Source organism: Allobranchiibius sp. CTAmp26, assembly GCF_017565405.1.
GTDB lineage: Bacteria > Actinomycetota > Actinomycetes > Actinomycetales > Dermatophilaceae > Allobranchiibius.
The window spans coordinates 92,362-110,424 of record NZ_JAGEKR010000007.1 but is presented as its reverse complement, the minus strand read 5'-3'; the positions used below and the strand labels follow the sequence as shown (position 1 = coordinate 110,424).

Below are 18,063 nucleotides of genomic sequence, written 5' to 3'. Positions count from 1 at the left end.
GTGCTACTCGCCGCAGACCACGGACTCCGCTGCGTCCCGGACGGCGTGATCGAACCAGCCCGTGATGGTCTGCGGGTGGGTGATGGCCGTGCCCACGACCACCGCGAAGGCGCCGGCCTCGATGGCCTGCGCCGCCTGAGCGGGGGAGTGGACGCGCCCCTCGCAGATCACCGGGACCTCGACGGCGTCGACGAGCGTCCTGACGAGTTCGATATCGGGACCGGGCGTCCTGTGCGTGTACGACGTGTACCCGGCGAGGGTGGTCCCCACCAGGTCGGCGCCGCAATCGGCAGCGGCCCGGCCCTCCTCGAGCGTCGAGCAGTCGGCCATGACCAGGGCGGTGGTCCGCTCGTGCAGGGCCTCGATCGTCTGCGCGAGGCTGCGGCCGTCCGGTCTCTCCTGACCGGTCCCGTCGATCGCGACGATGTGCGACCCGGTGGCGGCGACGGCCAGCGCGTGATCGAGGGTGGGGGTGATGTAGACCGTCGCATCGCCGTCCTTCCACAGGCCGATGACGGGGACGTCCACAGCAGCCACGATCGAGGCCAGGTCCTCGATGCCCTGAGCACGGATCGCCGCCGCACCGCCGGCGACCGCGGCCTGCGCGATCTGGGTCATGGTGCGCGGATCCCGCATCGGCTCGCCGGGATAGGCCTGGCAGGACACGACGAGGCGCCCACGTAGTCGCTCCATCAGGTCAGACACGGGACGTCCTCTCGAAGGCCATGCGGGCCGCGCCGAGGAGCGCGGCGTCGGCGCCGAGCTCGCTGTCGAGCACGGGTACGTCGCGGGTCGCCGGCAGGAGTTCGGCCCGCAGCGCGCGATCCATCGCCGTCCACCACGACGGGCCGGCACCGGTTACGCCTCCGGTGACGACGACCAGCTGCGGGTCGAGCAGATTCACGACACCGCCCACGGCGACACCGAGAGCCAGCGCACCCTGGCGCAAGGCGTCGGTCTCGATGGCCGATCCCGCGTCGGCCGCGTGGACCACGTCCTGCAGTCGGTCGACCGGCTCGCCCGTCTGGCGGGCGACCTCGGCGCAGATCGCAGGACCGGAGGCGACCGATTCCAGGTGTCCCCACCCACCGCAGACGCATGGCCTCCCGTCGGCGTACGCCGAGACGATGTGACCCAGGTGGCCGGCGACGTGGCGGGCACCGTGCCAGACCTCGCCGTCGAGGACGAGGGAGGCGCCGACGCCCGTGCCCACCGCCACCAGCAGCATGCTGTGCACCTCGCGGGCGCGACCGCGCCAGAGCTCGCCCAGCGCATGCGTGTGCACGTCGTTGTCGACGACCACCGGCAGGCCGGTCCACTGCTCCAGCACCTGGCGGATCGGCGTACCCGCCCAGTCGCGCAGCACGCTCGTGGCCGAAACCACCTCACCGCGCACGTGGTCGATCACGCCAGCGCTGCCGACGCCGACGCCGAGGGGATGAGCATGCCTGCCGACCTGCTCGACGAGCCGGCCGACCGTCCGGACGATCTCTCCCGGTCCGCCGCGCCCAGGTGTCCTCGACGTCGCCCGTCGCAGGATGTGTCCTTCCCGGTCGATCAGCGCCGCATTGGTCTTGGTGCCCCCGAGGTCCACCCCGACCACGGCGTCCTGTGCCCGGGCAGTGCGCGTCATCGGCGGACGGACAGACCCGCGCGTTCGAGGTGCTCGCGCACCCGGCCGGTCTCGGCGGCGTCGTACCGCCGCATGGGCAGCGAGACGGCGGGGGAGTCGATGACGCCCAGCAGATGCAGGGCGGTCTTGAACGCGCCGATCCCGCGGGTCGCGCCCGCGGCGGTGGCGGGGTCGGCGGCGTCGACGATGCGGAAGAGGCGCACCAGACGCTCCTGCTCCTTGTGTGCGGTGTCCCAGTCGCCGTCGGCGGCGCCGCGGTGCAGGCGCGCGTAGCCGTGGGGGTCGACGTTGGCGAGACCCGGCACCGACCCGGTGGCTCCGGCCAGGAGCATCGCGTCGACGACGACCTCGTGCCCGGTCAGGGTCGCGAAGTCCTCCACCTGCCGGTCCTGGAGTCCGACCACGAGCTGCCGGAAGGCGACGTCGTCGCCGCTGGAGTCCTTGACACCGGCGAGGACACCGTCCGAAGCGAGCTGCAGCAGAAGGTCGTTGGGCAGTTTGCGTCCGACGCAGACCGGGATGTCGTAAGCGAGCAGCGGCAGGTCGGACGCGGCGCCGACGGCGCGCAGGTGACGCTCGGTCTCGTGCGGTCCGACGATCGCGTAGAAGGGCGCGGTCGCCACGATCGCGTCCACCCCGAATCGCTCCGCGGCCCGCACCCGCTGGATCACCCGGGGCGTCGTCGGCTCGATGCACCCGGCGATGACGGGCACTGCGCCTGCCGCGGACCTCACGATGACCTCCAGCGCCTGGTCACGCTGGGGGTCGGTGAGGAACACCGTCTCGCCCGAGCTGCCGAGCGCGAACAGGCCACTGACCCCGCCGTCGAGCAGGTGCTGCACCAGCCGTTCGAGCGACGCGACGTCCACCTCCCCGTCGTCGGTGAGCGGGGTGAGGACGGGTGGGATGACACCGGTGAGGGTCAGGTCGGGCACGGCGATTCAGGCTCCTTGGTCGGCGTCGACAGAGGCGACGGGGTGTGCTGGATGGGCAGGGTGGGCTGGATGAGCGTCGCGAGCGTCGCGCAGCACGGCGCGCGCCGACGTACCTTCGGGAATCGGGTGATGACAACGGAACTGGTGACCGCCCGGTGCGGACGTCACGGGTGGCATGTCCTGTGCGCACGCGTCGTCCGCCCGCCAGCAGCGGGTCCGGAACGGGCACCCGCTCGGGGGCGCGGTGGCCGAGGGCACCGGCCCGGTCAGGGGGATCGGCTCGACGGCGTCGAGCAGGCTGGGGGTGGCCGAGAAGAGCGCCCGGGTGTAGGGGTGCCGGCTGCCGTCGGGCAGCAGCACCGCGGGTGTCTCCTCCACGACCCGGCCGAGGTACATGGTCACGATGCGGTCGCTGATCCGTTTCACGGTCTGGATGTCGTGGGACACGAACACCATCGACAGTCCGAGCTCGTTCTTGAGATCCATCAGCAGGTTGAGGATCTGCGCGCGCACCGAGACGTCGAGTGCGCTGGTCGGCTCGTCGGCCACGATCAACGAGGGCTCCATGGCGAGCGCCCGGGCGATCGAGACGCGTTGGCGCTGACCGCCGGACAGTTGGCCGGGCAGCGCGCCCGCGAGGGACTGCGGCAACCCGACCATCTCCATGAGACTGCGGACCCGGGCGCCCCGGTCCCGCGCGGTCTTCCAGCGGTGCACGTCGAGCGGGTCCCGGATGATCTGCGAGACGGGCATCCGGCGATTCAGCGAACCCGCGGGGTCCTGGAAGATCATCCCGACACCGCGGCCCAGGGTCGCGCGGCGGCGGGCCGCGGACATCGCCCACACGTCCTCGCCGGACCACAGCAACCGACCGGACGTGGGTGCCTGCAGGCCGACCATGGCCTTGGCCAGGGTCGACTTCCCGCAGCCGGACTCGCCGACGATGCCGACCGTCTCACCGGCGTGGATCGCCACATCGGCCGATGTGAGCGCGTAGACCCTGGCCCTGTCGAACATACCGCCACCGCGCGTGCGGTGCACCACGCTCAGGTCCTCGGTCTGCAGGACGGGCGCGTCCGATCCACCGATCATGAGTGAGCCTCCTCGAGTGCGGCGCGGTGGCCGGCGGGGTGGTGGCAGGCCGTGAGGTGATGCGGGTCGTCACCGGTGAGTCGGGGCGCGTCGTCCAGGCAGACCTGCGTGGCCATCGGGCAGCGGTCCGCGAAGCGGCACCCCTGTGGGAAGTCGGCCGGTGACGGCACCGTCCCCGTGATCTGGGTGAGCCGGGCGGCGCCCGCCTCCAGTGAGAGGACCGAGCCGAGCAGGCCACGGCTGTAGTGGTGCCGAGGTTCGGCGACGATGTCGGCGCAGACGCCGGTCTCGACGATCCGGCCGCCGTACATGACGGCCACCCGGTCGCACACCTCGCTGACCAGGGCCAGATCGTGACTGACCAGGATGAGCGCGAACCCGAGCTCCTCGCGCAGCCGCAGCAGCAACTGGACGACCTGCGCCTGGACGGTGACGTCCAGTGCCGTGGTGGGTTCGTCGGCGATGATCAGCTTGGGGTCGCGGGACAGCGCCATGGCGATGACCACCCGCTGGCGCTGACCGCCGGACAGTTCGTGCGGGTACGACGACAGCGTGCGTTGCGGGTCCAGCCCGACCAGCTCCATCAACTCGCGCGCGGTGCGGGTGCCACCGCGCTTGACGACCTGAGCGAGCTGGGCCTTGATCGTCATCGCGGGGTTGAGCGCCGACAGCGCGTCCTGGTACACCATCGCGATCTGGCTGCCCATCAGCGCGCGCCGTCTGGCCGCCTTCATCCCCACCAGCTCCTGGCCGTCGAAGACCATCGAGCCGGTCACCTCGGCACCGGTGGGCTGCACGCCCATCACGGTGAGGGAGGTGAGGGACTTCCCGCTGCCGGACTCGCCGACGAGGCCGAGCACTTCACCGGGGCGGACCTGCAGGTCCACGCCGTCCACGATGTCGACTCCTCGATGGCGGTCGGCGAAGCGGATGTGCAGGTCGCGGACCGTCAGGATCGGGTCGCCGTCCGGGAGCGGACGGGCCGAGCTCCGCAGTCGTGCGGCAGCCCGGGCGAGCCCGGGCAGGGCGGTGGGGGTGTCCTCGACGGGGTGCCCGGCCGAGGTGGGTGCTGTCTCCGGCAGGGGCGCCGCTGTATCCGCGCTCGTCCCGCCGGTGGCCGGTGCGGCCCAGGCATCGGAGATGCCCTCGCTCAGGATGTTCAGCGCGAGCACGGTGAGCAGGATGAGCAGACCGGGGAAGAAGGTCGCCCACCAGGAGCCTGCCGTGAGGATCTGCTGGCCGTAGGCGATGACCGAGCCCCAGGACGACTGCGCCGCCTGGCCCGGCAGGCCACCACCGATGAAGGACAGCGACGCCTCGAAGATGATCGAGTCGGCCACCATCACCGTGGCGAAGACCAGGACGGGTGCCGCGCAGTTGCGCAGCACGTGACGACGCAGGATGTGCACCCGCCGGGCGCCGATGACGTGTTCGGCGGCGACGTAGTCCTCGCCGTACTGCGCCAGCACGTTGGCGCGCACGACCCGGGCGATGGAGGGTGCGAAGACGAAACCGATGGCGATGATCAGGACGCTCAGCTTGTCCTTGCCGTACGCGACGATCAGCACCGCGGCGAGTGCGATGGCTGGGAACGCCATGACGATGTCGAGCAGCCGCATGATGATCTCGTCGACGGCCTTGCGGCTCGTCGCCGCCAGGGCGCCGAGCACCGTTCCCACGATCAGGGCCAGGGCGGCGGCGCCGAACCCGACCTCCAGGGAGCGTCGGGTGCCCGCGACCAGCCGGGAGAAGACGTCGCGCCCGGAGGCGTCGACACCGAACCAGTACGAGCCTCCCGGGCCGGTGCCGACGGGTGCGAGTCCGGGGCGTGTCGGATCGTGCGGCGTCAGCCAGGTGCTGAAGAGGGCGACCAGGACGAGCAGGGCCACGAACGCCAGCGCGACGCGAGCCGGCATGCCGAAGCGCCGCAGACTGAACGACGGTCGGCGCCCGTTGCGGGCGGAGGACAGGGTGGCGGCCAGGCCGGAACGGTAGGTGGGCATCAGTGGCTCCCTCGCAGTCGGGGGTTGGCGACCATGTAGAGGATGTCGACCACCAGGTTGATCACGACGAAGCATCCGGCGATGACCAGGATGGTGCCCTGCGCGAGCGCGGTGTCGTTGGTGGTGACGGCCTGCATGACCAGGGTGCCCATCCCGGGCATCTGGAAGATCGCCTCGATGATGATGGTGCCGCCCAGCAGGTAACCGACCCGCAGGCCGAGCACCGTCAGTGGGTTGACCAGGGCGTTGCGCAGCACGTTGCGCCCGACCACGACCCGCGGCGGCAGCCCGGAGCCGTACGCCGTCCGGACGTAGTCCTTGTCGAGCTCCTCGACCATCGCGGTCCGCACGATGCGGGCCAGCGAGCAACCGACGGGCACTGCGAGGGCGATCGCCGGCATCGCCATGGACTCGAAGAAGCCGGTCACCGAGTCGGACGGGTTGGTGTACCCGGCGTTCGGCAGCCAGCCCCAGGTGATCGACAGCTGCTGGATCAGCAGCAGCGCGAGCCAGAACGACGGCACCGAGATGCCCGTCATCGAGATGACGCGGATGACCTGGTCCGGCCACCGGTCGCGGAAGAGCGCGGCGACGATGCCGAGCACGACGGCCAGCACCAGCGCGAGGAACGCACCGATGAGCGTGAGCTCCAGCGTGACCGGCAGCGCCTCGCTCACCAGCGAGCCGACCGACTTGTTGAGCGACTGGGTGGTGCCGAGGTCACCGGTCAGCAGGTCCTTGACGAACGTCACGAACTGCACCGGCGCCGGCTTGTCGAGCCCGTGCGCCTGGTTGTACGCCGCGATCTGGGCGGGCGAGGCGTTGTCGCCGAGTGCCGAGACGGCGGAGTTGACCGGTGACAGTCGCATGATCACGAAGACGAACAGGGCGATGCCGAGCATCAGCGGTATCAGCGTGAGCAGTCGTCGTACGACCATGCCCAGGACGTTGGTCATGGGAGCTCCTTCACAACGTGACCGGCAGGACAGGGGTCGCCATCACGAGCGGGAGGCGCCGAGGAAGTACAGGCCGGTCGTCGGTGCCGCCTCGAAACCGGTCAGCTTCTTCGTGTCCCAGCCGGTGACGATCTTGGTGTGCAGCACCGGATAGAGCGGCGCCTCCTGGGCGACGAAGTCGAGCACCTGCTTCCACAGGGCCTTCTGCGCGGTCCTGTCCGACTCCCTGGCCGCCTGTTCCAGCAGACCCGCGACCTTCTTCTGCGACGCGGCGTCCCAGTGGTAACGGTCCTGCGGCCAGGTCTCACCGAAGTAGAACCAGCGCAGCAACAGATCGGTGTCGGTCCCGAAGACCGACGGATCACCGGAGGCGAGCAGCGCGCGGAAGGTCGGCTTGGACACCAGGCCGTCCGGCGCCGGTGCGTAGACCGAGGACGACGGTGCGGTGTTCAGGGTGGCGTGCACGCCGATCTGCTTCCACGCGTCGATGATCAGCGGGGCGGTGTCGGTCACGGCGGCGGCGTCGGTGGTCACCAGCTCGATGGACAGGTTGGACACCCCGGCGGCGGCGAGCAGCGACGTGGCCTTCGCCTTGTCGTAGGAGTAGACCGTCGAGGCCTTCTGGTAGTCGGCGTTCGCCGGGTCAAGGTAGCTGTCGGCAGCCGACGCGTATCCCTGGAACGCCGTCCGGATCAGCGAGTCGGTGTCGATGGCGTAGTGCAACGCCTGTCGGACCCGCTTGTCGTCGAACGGTTTCGCCGAGCAGTTGAACATCAGGAAGATCTGGTTGAACGCCTGCTTCGCCTCGACGTCCTTCTTGCCCTGCAGCTGCTTGACGTTGATGTAGGGGACGGCCTCGATCGCCTGCGACCGGCCACTCTGCAGGTCGGCGACCCGGGTCGCCGCCTGCGTGGTGGTGTGCCACACCATGCTGGTGGCCTTCGCCTTGCGCGAGCCGTTGTAACCGGCATTCGCCGCGAAGGTCAGGCCGTTGTTCGCGTCCGCGGTGAGCAGCTTCCACGGGCCGCTGCCGATCGGCGCGGTGTCGAACGTCTTGCTCGCGGCGGCCGTCCCGGTCTTGGCCTTCGGCACGATCTTGATGACCGAGATCCGGCTCGGGAACAGGGTGAACGGCTGCTTGAGCGTGAACTCGACGGTCGATGCATCCTTGGCCCGCACCGAGGAGATGAAGGTGATGAACTGCGACATCAGCGTCGTCGGGTCCTGAGCGCGGGTGAAGGACCAGGCGACGTCGGTGGCCGTGACCGGGGTGCCGTCGGAGAAGTTCGCGCCGTCGCGCAGCGTGACCGTCCAGGTCTTGCCGTCGGCGCTGGCCGTCGGCTGGGACTTGGCGAGCGCGAGGTACGGCGCCCGGGTGATCGGATCGAGGTCGATCAGCCCCTCGAACACATGCTGGTTGGCGGCGGTCGCGACCGCACTGGACGCGTTGACCGGGTCCAGCCCGCTGGAGAGGGTGAACGCGAGCGTGGCGTCGATCTCGGACGACCCGGACTTGCCGGAGCCGGTCGCGCCGTTGCTGGTGCCCGACTCGGGACCGCAGGCGCTCACCGCGGCGGTGATGGCGGCGCCAGCACTCAGCGTGCCGGTGTACCGCAGGAAGGTGCGGCGCGTCGTACCGGTCAGGCCGGCGGGGTCGAGAGCAAGCTTGGTGCGGGTCATGGTGCCTCCATGGCTGGGCGCGGAATGTGAAGCAGCATACATCAGACGTCTGACATCGGACATCGTCTTGTATGCTCTTGTCGAACCCACACACCACAGGAGGACCCATGACCACGGCGGTCGCCCGGCCACAGTCAGCACAGCTGCAGGCCGTCGAACGGATCAAGTCCTACATCCTCGACCACCGGCTGCGGGCCGGCGACCCGCTCCCGACCGAGTCGGAACTGACCGCGGCGATCGGCGCGAGCCGCTCGAGCGTCCGGGAGGCGATCCGCACCCTGGCGGCGCTCGATATCGTGGAGGTGCGCCACGGTCACGGCACCTTCGTGGGACGGCTGTCGCTGAGCGCGATGATCGAGAGCCTGGCGTTCCGCTCGATGCTGAGCAACGGCACCGACTACGCCGTGCTGGCGGACCTGGTCTCGATCCGCCAGTTGATGGAGCAGGGGTTCGCCCGGCCGATCATCGACAGCTTCACGGCGGCCCAGGAGAAGGGCCTCGGCGACCTGGCCCGGCAGATGAAGACCCTGGCCAAGGAGGGCAAGCCGTACATCGAGCAGGACCGGCAGTTCCACCTCCTGCTGCTGGAGCCTCTCGGCAACCATCTCGTGGTTCAGCTGACCGGCGCGTTCTGGGAGGTGCAGGCGCGGGTCGCGCCCAGCCTGGACGTCGCGCCGGCCGACTGGCTGCGCACCGCCAACGCGCACGTGGAGATCGTCGACTCGGCCGCGGCCGGTGACCTCGAGCGGCTGCGCAATGCCATCGAGGAGCACTACGCCCCGATCAGGAACCACATCCGGAACCTGCACGCATGAGCACGTCAGAGAAGAGCGCGGTCGGCGCGCCGGGAGCGTTGATGGCGGCCGAGATCGCCGAGCAACCGCACGTTCTCCGGCGCATCCTCGCGTCGTACGCAGAACACCTGGCGCCCGTGGTGGCGCGGCTGCGGTCGCACGACACCCGGGCGGTGCTGCTCGTGGCCCGGGGCACGTCCGACCACGCAGCGCTCTACGCGAAATACCTGATCGAGACCCAGCTCGGCCTGCCGACCGGTCTGGTGTCGACCTCGACCTATACCGGGTACGACGCGCGTCCCGATCTGCGGGGCGTCGTGTGGATCGCGGTCAGCCAGTCCGGGGGTTCGCCGGATCTGGTGGCCTCGACGCAGATCGCCCGCGACCGGGGCGCGCTCACCATCTCGTTGACGAACGTCGACGACAGTCCGCTGTCCGAGGCCGCCGAGCTGCGGCTGCCGATGCTGGCCGGCGCCGAGATATCTGTGGCGGCGACGAAGACCTACTCCGCCAGCCTGCTGTGGCTCTGGCTGCTGGTGCGGTCGTGGTCCGGAGGCGACATCGACGTCGCGGCGGGGGTGCCCGACTGGACGGCCGCCGCACTGGACCGGCCGGAGGTCGCCGAGGTGGCGTCGCGCTACCGCTTCGTGGACCGGCTGGTCACGACCTCGCGCGGGTTCGGGTACCCGACCGCGCGGGAGGCCGCGCTGAAGCTGATGGAGACCTGCTATCTGTCGGCGCACGCGTTCTCCGGCGCGGACCTGCTGCACGGTCCGCTCGCCATGGTCGACGAGGACCGCCCCGTCATCGTGATCAGCCCGGCCGGGCAGGGTGGCCGGATGCTGCGACCGGTGCTGGAGCAGCTGGCCGAGCGTGGCGCCGACGTCTGTCTGGTCGCGCCGCGGGAGACGGTCGCGAGGTCGCACGCGCGCATCCCGCTGCCGTCGGGGATGGACGAGCAGCTCGCACCCATCGCGCAGATCGTCCCCCTACAACAGCTCGCGCTGCAGTTGGCGCTCTCGCGGCACTACGACCCGGATCGACCACGCGGGTTGAACAAGGTGACCAGGACGACCTGATGCTGGTCCATGCGGCACACGTGCTGGGCGCGGGTGACGCGGTGCCGGACGGCGCCGAGGGGTGGGTCCGGATCGACGGCGCGCGAGTGGTCGACGTGGGGCCCGGGGCACCGGCCGCGCACCCCGATGTGGAGCTCGCCGACGGCTGGCTGGCGCCGGGCTTCGTCGACATCCATTGCCACGGTGGCGATCGGGGAGACTTCGCGTCGGCCGACCCCGACTCGATCCGGGTCGCGGCGCGATACCACGCGGCGAACGGGACGGGCGCGATGCTCGCCTCGCTGGTCACCGCACCCCTGGACGACCTGTGCGCTCAACTCGCCGCGATCGCTGTGGTCGTCCAGGACGGCGAAACGGCTGTCCGTGGCGCCCACCTGGAGGGCCCGTTCCTCTCGCATGCACGCTGCGGCGCGCAGAACCCCGCTCACCTGGTGGATCCCGATGTGGCGGCGTTCGAGCGGCTGGTCGCCGCCGCCCGCGGGACGCTGCGGATGATCACCGTCGCGCCGGAGCTGCCCGGGGCGCTCGACCTCGTGCGGGCCGCGCGCCGCCACGAGGTGACCGTGGCGCTGGGGCATACCGACGCGACGTACGAGCAGTGCCTGCCGGCGATCGAGGAAGGTGCCACGGTCGCCACGCACCTCTTCAACGGGATGCCTCCGCTGCACCACCGCGCGCCCGGGCCCGTCGGCGCGGCCCTGGACCGGAGGCTCTGGTGCGAGGTGATCGCCGACGGTGTCCATCTGCACCCCGCCGCGTTGCGGATCGTCGAGCGCGCGGTGCCCGACCGTCTCGTGGCGATCACCGACGCCATCAGCGCGGCCGGGCTCGCCGACGGCACCCACGAACTCGGCGGGCAGGCCGTCGGGGTGACCAGCGGCGTGGCCCGGCTCGCGCACAACGGTTCGCTGGCGGGCAGCACCCTCACGATGCGGGACGCCGTACGCCGCTGCGTCGACGTCGGCCTGTCCGTCCCGGCGGCCGTGCGGGCCGCGACCGTGAACCCGTCCACGGCCGTCGGGCTGGGCTCGAGCGGCCGGATCGCTGCGGGTGCGACGGGTGGCCTGCTGCACCTTGCGTCGCCGTCCGGGCCCCGGTCGTCCCGCGGGGGAGCGGACGGCGCCGGGGTCGGCGAGGTGCGCTGGATCACCGGCGGACAGCCGCATGATCCGGGATCCCGCTAGGCGGATACCCGTTCGGCGTGATCGTCCAGGCACTCACGCAGTCGCGCGATGATCCCCGCCAGCACCCGCGACACCTGCATCTGACTGATGCCCAGGTGGTGCCCGATCTCCAGTTGGGTCATCTCCTGCTCGAAACGCAGCTGCAGGATCAGCCGATCCCGGGGTTCGAGCGCACGGATGCCCTCCCGGAGCACCAACGCGGTGAGGAGCGTGTCGACATTGCCGACCGTGCCCAGATTGAGCCGGTCGCCGGGCTGGGAATCGGGATGCACGACCAGCAACGCGTCCAGCGACGTCGCGGTGTACGACGATCCGACCCGCTGTGCGTCACGCACCAGCTCGTCGCTGATCTGCAGGTGGTGGGCGATGTCCGCGACGGTCGGTGTCGTGCCGAGGGTCTGGGTCAGATCCTGGGTCGCGCGCCGGACCTCGTGGTAGACGTCGTGCAGATTGCGCGGCGGGCGCACCGCCCAGCCGTGGTCGCGCAGGTGTCGCTTGAGTTCGCCATCGATGGTGATGCGGGCGTACGCCGTGAACGCTGACCCTCGTCCGGGGTCGAAGCGCGCGACCGCCATCACGAGAGCCAACGACGCGACCTGCTGCAGGTCCTCCGCCTCGGCACCGAGACCCGCGTAGCGCCGCGCGATGGCGTGCGCGAGCGCGATGTTCTCCTGGATGGCCTCGGCCCGCAGCTGCGCGGCGACCGTGTCGTCGGGCGCGTGCGCGGCGCGCTCCAGCAAGTCCATGGTGCGAACCTCGCGGACAGGGGTGAGCACACCCCCGGTCGTCGCGCTCATCGCGAGTTCGCCCGACGCCTCGCGGCGACGTTCTCGACGGTCACGTCGACACGACCCGGGGCCACGGCTTGCACCGCGGCACGGACGGCCTCGACGGTGATCAGCAGGGAGCAGTCGCGGGCGAGTACCACGTGCACCTCGTAGCCGTGCTCGGCCTCGCGGATGCCACGCACCTGCCGGGTCGGGAGGTAGGTGACGACGTGTTCCTTGCCGGCGTGCAGAGCCTGGACACCGGGCGTGGCCAGCACCGCCTGGGCGATGACCTCGACCCGCTGCGACGCGACGGGGGAGGGCCGCGCACGGAGCCTGAGCGTCTGGCTACCCATGACGCGGGGTGACGCGGGTCGTCGGACGTCTCGAAGAGCGCGTGATCATGAGGATCCTTCGTCGATCAGCAGCCGCCGTGGCCGTCGAAGGACGGCGCAGGAAGTCTGAGCCGGTGAATGAGGCTCGACCGAAGGAAAGAACAAAAACCCGCCCCCGTCGCACCTTTCTATGGCGGCTGCCGGGTCCGGGGCAGGAAACCACGTGTTCGTGGTCCGTAATAACCGTTGCACCGCGCCCGCGGCGTGTCAACGGTTCACCAGCCACACCCACGAATTCGTGGACTTCATGGATGTGGCGATGGACGACCGCGGCGACGGTCGTGCGGACTAGGCTGCTGCGTGCACAGAGACGACCCCGCACCTTGGCGTCGGTTCGACCGAGATGATGCCGAGCAGGACGGGGTACCGATGGACAGGGTGCAGCGCATCCTGCGGGATCTGGAGTCCGCCGACCGCGGAAGCAGCACTCTTCCCGAGGCGCTGTGCGCTGCCTGCGCTGCAGCCCTCCCGGTGACGGGCGTCGGGCTGGCCCTCATGAGCAAGCGCGGCCCCGAAGGTCTGGTGGCCGCGTCCGACGGGCTTGCCAAGACCATGGAGGACCTGCAGTTCGATCTCGGTGAAGGGCCGTGCGTCGACGCATCGTCCGGGGGTCGCCCGGTCCTGCATCCGGAGTTGCGCGAGACGGGCGGTCCGCGGTGGCCGGCCTTCGCGCCCGCCGCTCTGCAGGCCGGGATCGAGGCGGTCTTCGCCTTTCCGCTGCAGGTGGGCGCGATCCGGCTCGGCGTACTGGATCTCTATCGGGACGTCCCCGGCACCCTGAGCCCGCAGGTGTTCCGGGACGCGCTCGCGTTCAGCGATGCAGCGACCAGGGTCCTGTTGTATCTGCAAGGTCAGATGCCGGTCGACGGGGCGCTGCACCCCGATCTGTTGCTGCCGCAACACGACCGGCCCGAGGTGCATCAGGCCACCGGGATGATCGCTGTCCAGGCCGCCGTCGGACTCGCCGAGGCGCTGCTGCTGCTGCGCGCCCGGGCATTTTCGGACGGCCGCGGCATCGTGGCCGTCGCGCGGGACGTCGTCTCAGGAAATCTTCGCTTCCATCCCGATAGCGAGCAGAAATGAGTGGGATCATCGAACCGAGCACCCCGCACGAAAGGCCGTCCACCATGGTGACCCAGCAGCGCCTCCTGCAGGCCTTCGTCGAACTTGCCGACACGCTGGTAGCCGACTTCGACGTCATCGACTTCCTGCACACGCTGGCGGCGACCAGCGTGGAACTCCTCGACGCGGATGCCGCCGGGCTGATGCTGGCCGATCAGCGGGGTGAGTTGCACTTGCTCGCGGCGTCGTCGGAGGAGACGCGCACGCTGGAACTGTTCGAACTGCAGCACCACCAAGGGCCGTGCCTGGACGCCTATCACCAGGGCGTCGCGGTGGTGAACGTCGATCTGGACACCGCCGAGCAACGGTGGCCGGCTTTCGGCCCCGCCGTCCGCGCCGGCAATTTCAGCACCGTGCATGCCATCCCGATGCGCCTGCGCGACGAGGTGATCGGCGCCATGAACCTGTTCCTGGTCCGCCTAGGGAAGCTGTCCGAGGGGGACATCGAGCTCAGCCAAGGCCTTGCCGACATCGCCACCATCGGCCTGCTGCAGGAACGCGCCGTGCAGCAGCAGCAGGTCCTGGCCGAGCAGCTCCAGGGAGCTCTCAACAGTCGTGTGGTGATCGAGCAGGCCAAGGGCATGCTCGCCGCACACCATGACGTGGCGGTGCCCGACGCGTTCGCCGCGATGCGTACCTATGCCCGCCGCACCGGGCGCCCGCTGTCGAACGTCGCGATCGAGATCATCGACGGCACCCTCGACCAGGAACAGCTGCGTCCCTCCTGACCCGCGCGTGGGCCTGGCCGGAGGATCGTCGGCGCTCCGTCGTCAGCTGCTGCTCAGCCCTGCCACAGGGACGGCGGGGCAACCTGTCATGGTGTTGCTTCCCGTCCCGACCCGTCGAGCGTCCGGCCCCGCACCGCAGGAGCCGGTCGACCGCAGGCTCCTGGCATGGGGATCGTCGATGGTGGCGGTGGGTCTGCTGATCGGCGTCTGGGTGACGTCGACGGGTGCGCGGCACACCGGCGAGTACGCCTTGGACGTGGATCTGTCTCAGCACCGCAACGTCGTCGGGGTGGGGCTCGCACGTCTCGTGGACGTCGTCGGTTCGCCCCTGGTGGGGCCGTTCCTGCTGTTGGCGCTCGCGGCCGTGCTGTGGCGACTGACCGATCGCGGCACCGCCGCGTGGTTCCTGGGTCTGGCGATCATCGGGTGGTTCTCGGTCACGGTGTGCAAGGTGGTCTTCCACCGGCACCGACCGCCGACGGGTCCCATCCACGCCCTGATCGTCGAGCACGGCGCCGACAGCTTCCCCAGCGGGCATACCGCGCTCGCCGCCGGCATCGTCGTGGGTGCCGCCGTCGCCCTGCGCGGCAACCGCGCCGTGCGGTCGTGGGTGCTGCTGGTGGGTGTGCCGGTCATCGTGCTGGTGGCGTTGACCAGGCTGTTGCTGGGTGCGCACTACCTGGGGGACGTGGTGGGGTCACCGCTCATCGCCGGTGGTGCCGTTCTGGTCGCCGGCGGACTCCTGCGGCCGATCGAACATCGGGTCCGCGGCAGGTTCGACGACGCCCGGCTGCCGCATGGGTCCAGGATGTGACCGTGCCCCACCTCCATGTGCTGCTCGCCGAGGACGAACAGAGCCTCGCCACCGTCGTCACCAACGGCCTGCGCGAGCGCGGCTTCAGCGTGGACACCGTCCACGACGGACGCGACGCGGTCTGGCGCGCGAGGGAGACGGCGTACGACGTGATCGTCCTGGACATCATGATGCCCGGGCTCAACGGGTACGACGTGGTGAAGGCGGTCCGCGAACACGATTCCCAGACGCCGATCCTGATGCTGACCGCCAAGGACGGCGAATGGGATCAGTCGGACGCGTTCGAGCTCGGGGCCGACGACTACCTGACCAAGCCGTTCAGCTTCGTCGTGCTCATCGCGCGGCTCCGGGCGCTGGCCCGCCGCAGCGGAGCCGGCGTGGACGCGCCGCTGCGGGTCGGCGGCCTGCGGCTGGACTCGGCGCAGCACCGGGTGCACCGCGCGGACAGCGAGATCGACCTGACACCGAGGGAGTTCGCGCTCCTGGAGTTCTTCATGCGGCATCCGGGGCAGCTGCTCACCAAGTCGCAGATCCTGGACGATGTGTGGGATCTGCCGCTGGCCGACCACGGCAACATCGTCGAGGTCTACATCGGCTACCTGCGTCGCAAGATCGACACGCCGTTCGACCTGCGCACCCTGGAGACGGTGCGCGGCGTCGGCTACCGCCTCGTGGCCGACGTATAGGGCAACGACACGGTGAACTGCGCCCCGCCGCGCGCACTGCGATCCACCTGCACGGTGCCGCCGTGCGCGCGCACGATCTCCCGGACGATCGCGAGCCCCAGCCCGGAACCGCCCACCTCGCGGGTGCGGCTCTCGTCCAGCCGGACGAAGCGCTCGAAGACCCGAGCGCGGTCCTGCTCGGCGATGCCCCCGCCGTCGTCGCCCACGGTCAGCAGCACGTGGTCCTCGGCATCCGCCGTGCTCACCTGCACCCAGGAGCGGGCGTGCCGAGCCGCGTTGTCGGTCAGGTTGCGCACGACCTGGTCCAGCCGCTCAGGATCACCCACCAATCGCGCAGGCGCGAGCCGCGCCTCCACCGTGAGCCCGGAGGTCGAAGCCAGCCTCGTGGTGTGGTGGAACGCGATGTCGTCCAGATCGACGTCGCGTTCGCGCAGCACCAGGCCCCTGTTGTCGCTGCGGGTGAGGAGCAGCAGGCCGTCGATCATTTCCTGCAGCCGGTTGGTCTCGCTGCGCATCAGACCGGCGTTCTCTGCCGAGATCGGGTGGCCGTCGGTGGCGGCGATCTCCAGGGCGGCCTGCAGCGTCGCGACGGGGGAGCGCAACTCGTGACTGGCGTCCGCGACGAACCGCTGCTGGGACTCCTGCGCCGTGTAGAGCCGGTGCAGCATCTCGTTCATCGTTATGGCCAACGTCGCGACCTCGTCCCGTCCCGGGCCGACGGGCAGGCGTTCGTCCAGGTTGCGGGAGGTGATGCGCTCGGCCTGGCGCCGGATCGCCTCGACCGGCCGCAGGGTCCGACCGGTCAGCACCCACGCCAGCGCGGCTGCGCCGCCGACCAGGAACGGGATGCACGCCAGCACGACCTTGGCCGCCTCGCTCACCGCCTCGTGCTGGGCCTCCTGCGAGGCCTGGACCAGGATCGCGAACTGCTGACCCGCGTACGTCGTGCGGACCTGGACGCTGAGCGGTCGGTCGAGGTCTCCCGGCAGCCAGTAACCCTTGTTCCCCCGCACCAGGGTGGCGTCGTCCTGGGTCACCCTGCCGGTCCAGCGGCTCTCCCGCGGATACTCCGCGGCCACCCGGCCGCCGGCGGCGAAGACATGCACCGTCGTGCCCGGGCTGACGCTCGAGGTGACGTGGGCGAGGCCGGTCGGACCCGAGGCGGCGACGGCCGTGGCGACGGCGGTGGCGGTGTGCTCGGTGGTGCGCTGCAGGTTGGCGGTCAGGGACCGCTGCAGCAGGTTGGCCACCACCAGGACACCGAGCAGCAGCGGCAGCGCGGTGACGACCGCCGCCAGGATCGTCAGGCGGCTGCGGATGCCACGCGGGAACCGGATCACCGGACCATCTTCGCCCGGTACGCCTGCGCATCGGCTGAGATCGCCGCATGACTCTGCAGAGACTCCCGTACCTGGCTGTGGGTACGCCGTCCTCCTACGTCCACGAGTACGGCCGACTCGCGGTCGGCCTGATTCTGCTGCTGTCCCTCGCGTGCGTGGTGCTGCGGCGGGCCGCGATCCCGCACGTGCGCGGCGTGCTGACCGCGTCGCTGCGGGCGGTGGTGCAGCTCACCCTCATCGCGCTCGCGCTGCGCGGAGTCTTCGCGGCGCCGGTCACGGTGATCGCGGTGGTCGCGGTGATGTTCACGGTCGCGTGCTGGACGGCCGGGCGCCGCCTGCGGGGCCAGTTGAACGCGATGCGCGCGGTCGTGGTCTCGATCGGCGCCGGGGTGTCGGTGACGGTAGCGATCATCGTCGGCATGCCGACGCTCACCCGCGACGTCCGCACGCTGGTCGCCGTCTGCGGGATCGTGATCGGCGGCGCCATGACCGTCGCGACCCTCACCGGACGCAGGTTCGTCCGCGGACTGCACGAGCGCCGCGACGAGGTGGAGGCGTGGCTGTCGATCGGCGCGACCCCACGGCAGGCGGCGCGGGACGTCGCGCGTACCTCGGTGTACGAGGCCCTGGTGCCGGCGCTGGACCAGACCCGCACCGTGGGTCTGGTGACGCTGCCCGGTGCATTCGTCGGCGCCCTGCTCGGGGGAGCCAGTGCCGAGAGTGCCGCCCGTTTCCAGATCGTCGTGCTGGTCGGTCTGCTGTGCGCGCAGTCCATCACCGCCACCCTGCTCGCCTGGCTGATCGGCGCCCCGGAGGTGCTGCCGGTGGCCCCGCACGACTGAGCGCGTCCAGCGA

The 18,063-nt window shown here is 70.5% G+C and carries 18 protein-coding genes; 8 read left to right on the top strand and 10 right to left on the bottom strand.

Features of this window, described 5'->3' with window-relative positions; genetic code table 11:
• Window positions 1-3 precede the first annotated feature (3 nt).
• From J4030_RS05435 to J4030_RS05405, 7 genes are read right to left on the bottom strand one after another with little or no spacing between them, the layout of a single operon-like run.
• Window positions 4-705 carry an N-acetylmannosamine-6-phosphate 2-epimerase gene (locus tag J4030_RS05435; protein WP_307864574.1) on the bottom strand — a complete coding sequence of 234 codons (702 nt, stop codon included), beginning with the start codon at window positions 703-705 and terminating at the stop codon, window positions 4-6.
• Window positions 698-1,633, bottom strand: coding sequence for an ROK family protein (locus tag J4030_RS05430; protein WP_208048196.1), 936 nt, complete (start codon window positions 1,631-1,633; stop codon window positions 698-700). The genes J4030_RS05435 and J4030_RS05430 overlap by 8 nt, the downstream gene beginning before the upstream one ends.
• Window positions 1,630-2,574 carry a dihydrodipicolinate synthase family protein gene (locus J4030_RS05425; protein WP_374221979.1) on the bottom strand — a complete coding sequence of 315 codons (945 nt, stop codon included), beginning with the start codon at window positions 2,572-2,574 and terminating at the stop codon, window positions 1,630-1,632. Before J4030_RS05425 ends, J4030_RS05430 begins: the two co-directional genes overlap by 4 nt.
• On the bottom strand, window positions 2,575-3,660 hold the full coding sequence (locus tag J4030_RS05420; RefSeq protein WP_208048195.1) for an oligopeptide/dipeptide ABC transporter ATP-binding protein: 1,086 nt from the start codon (window positions 3,658-3,660) through the stop codon (window positions 2,575-2,577).
• A complete protein-coding gene (locus J4030_RS05415) occupies window positions 3,657-5,663 on the bottom strand; it encodes a dipeptide/oligopeptide/nickel ABC transporter permease/ATP-binding protein (RefSeq protein ID WP_208048194.1) in 2,007 nt (668 codons plus the stop codon). The genes J4030_RS05420 and J4030_RS05415 overlap by 4 nt, the downstream gene beginning before the upstream one ends.
• Window positions 5,663-6,619, bottom strand: coding sequence for an ABC transporter permease (locus J4030_RS05410; RefSeq protein ID WP_208048193.1), 957 nt, complete (start codon window positions 6,617-6,619; stop codon window positions 5,663-5,665). The genes J4030_RS05415 and J4030_RS05410 overlap by 1 nt, the downstream gene beginning before the upstream one ends.
• 42 nt (window positions 6,620-6,661) lie before the next feature.
• Window positions 6,662-8,299, bottom strand: coding sequence for an ABC transporter substrate-binding protein (locus J4030_RS05405; RefSeq protein ID WP_208048192.1), 1,638 nt, complete (start codon window positions 8,297-8,299; stop codon window positions 6,662-6,664).
• Window positions 8,300-8,406: 107 nt separating this feature from the next.
• Between J4030_RS05405 and J4030_RS05400 the strand changes: the two genes are divergently transcribed.
• Genes J4030_RS05400 through nagA form a run of 3 tightly spaced genes read left to right on the top strand, consistent with a single transcriptional unit; the run spans window position 8,407 to window position 11,356 of the window.
• Complete coding sequence (locus J4030_RS05400) at window positions 8,407-9,114, top strand: FadR/GntR family transcriptional regulator (protein WP_208048191.1); 708 nt, start codon at window positions 8,407-8,409, stop codon at window positions 9,112-9,114.
• Entirely contained in the window at window positions 9,111-10,172 is a 1,062-nt protein-coding gene (locus tag J4030_RS05395; protein ID WP_208048190.1) for an SIS domain-containing protein, read from the top strand. The genes J4030_RS05400 and J4030_RS05395 overlap by 4 nt, the downstream gene beginning before the upstream one ends.
• Window positions 10,172-11,356 (top strand): N-acetylglucosamine-6-phosphate deacetylase, encoded by a 1,185-nt coding sequence (nagA, locus tag J4030_RS05390; RefSeq protein ID WP_208048189.1) that lies wholly within the window; start codon window positions 10,172-10,174, stop codon window positions 11,354-11,356. Before J4030_RS05395 ends, nagA begins: the two co-directional genes overlap by 1 nt.
• On the opposite strand, the gene J4030_RS05385 is transcribed toward nagA, so the two are convergent.
• Both J4030_RS05385 and J4030_RS05380 read right to left on the bottom strand, forming a co-directional pair.
• Window positions 11,353-12,102, bottom strand: a complete 750-nt coding sequence (locus tag J4030_RS05385) for a sigma-70 family RNA polymerase sigma factor (RefSeq protein ID WP_208048188.1) — start codon at window positions 12,100-12,102, stop codon at window positions 11,353-11,355. The two genes, nagA and J4030_RS05385, sit on opposite strands and share 4 nt — an antisense overlap.
• Before the next feature lie 47 nt (window positions 12,103-12,149).
• Window positions 12,150-12,479: a hypothetical protein gene (locus J4030_RS05380; RefSeq protein ID WP_208048187.1), complete on the bottom strand. Its 330-nt coding sequence runs from the start codon at window positions 12,477-12,479 to the stop codon at window positions 12,150-12,152.
• 408 nt (window positions 12,480-12,887) lie between these two features.
• Between J4030_RS05380 and J4030_RS05375 the strand changes: the two genes are divergently transcribed.
• From J4030_RS05375 to J4030_RS05360, 4 genes are all read left to right on the top strand, one after another.
• The gene (locus tag J4030_RS05375) at window positions 12,888-13,601 is read left to right on the top strand and encodes a GAF domain-containing protein (protein ID WP_208048186.1); all 714 of its coding nucleotides are present in this window, start codon (window positions 12,888-12,890) and stop codon (window positions 13,599-13,601) included.
• Window positions 13,598-14,368, top strand: coding sequence for a GAF and ANTAR domain-containing protein (locus J4030_RS05370; RefSeq protein WP_208048185.1), 771 nt, complete (start codon window positions 13,598-13,600; stop codon window positions 14,366-14,368). Before J4030_RS05375 ends, J4030_RS05370 begins: the two co-directional genes overlap by 4 nt.
• 91 nt (window positions 14,369-14,459) lie before the next feature.
• A complete protein-coding gene (locus tag J4030_RS05365; RefSeq protein ID WP_208048184.1) occupies window positions 14,460-15,182 on the top strand; it encodes a phosphatase PAP2 family protein in 723 nt (240 codons plus the stop codon).
• A 2-nt stretch (window positions 15,183-15,184) separates the two neighbouring features.
• Window positions 15,185-15,868: a response regulator transcription factor gene (locus J4030_RS05360; protein WP_208048183.1), complete on the top strand. Its 684-nt coding sequence runs from the start codon at window positions 15,185-15,187 to the stop codon at window positions 15,866-15,868.
• Here J4030_RS05360 and J4030_RS18455 read toward each other — a convergent pair.
• Window positions 15,844-17,208, bottom strand: a complete 1,365-nt coding sequence (locus J4030_RS18455; protein WP_208048182.1) for a cell wall metabolism sensor histidine kinase WalK — start codon at window positions 17,206-17,208, stop codon at window positions 15,844-15,846. The two genes, J4030_RS05360 and J4030_RS18455, sit on opposite strands and share 25 nt — an antisense overlap.
• A gap of 47 nt (window positions 17,209-17,255) precedes the next feature.
• Between J4030_RS18455 and J4030_RS05350 the strand changes: the two genes are divergently transcribed.
• Window positions 17,256-18,050: an ABC transporter permease gene (locus J4030_RS05350; protein WP_208048181.1), complete on the top strand. Its 795-nt coding sequence runs from the start codon at window positions 17,256-17,258 to the stop codon at window positions 18,048-18,050.
• Window positions 18,051-18,063 lie beyond the last annotated feature (13 nt).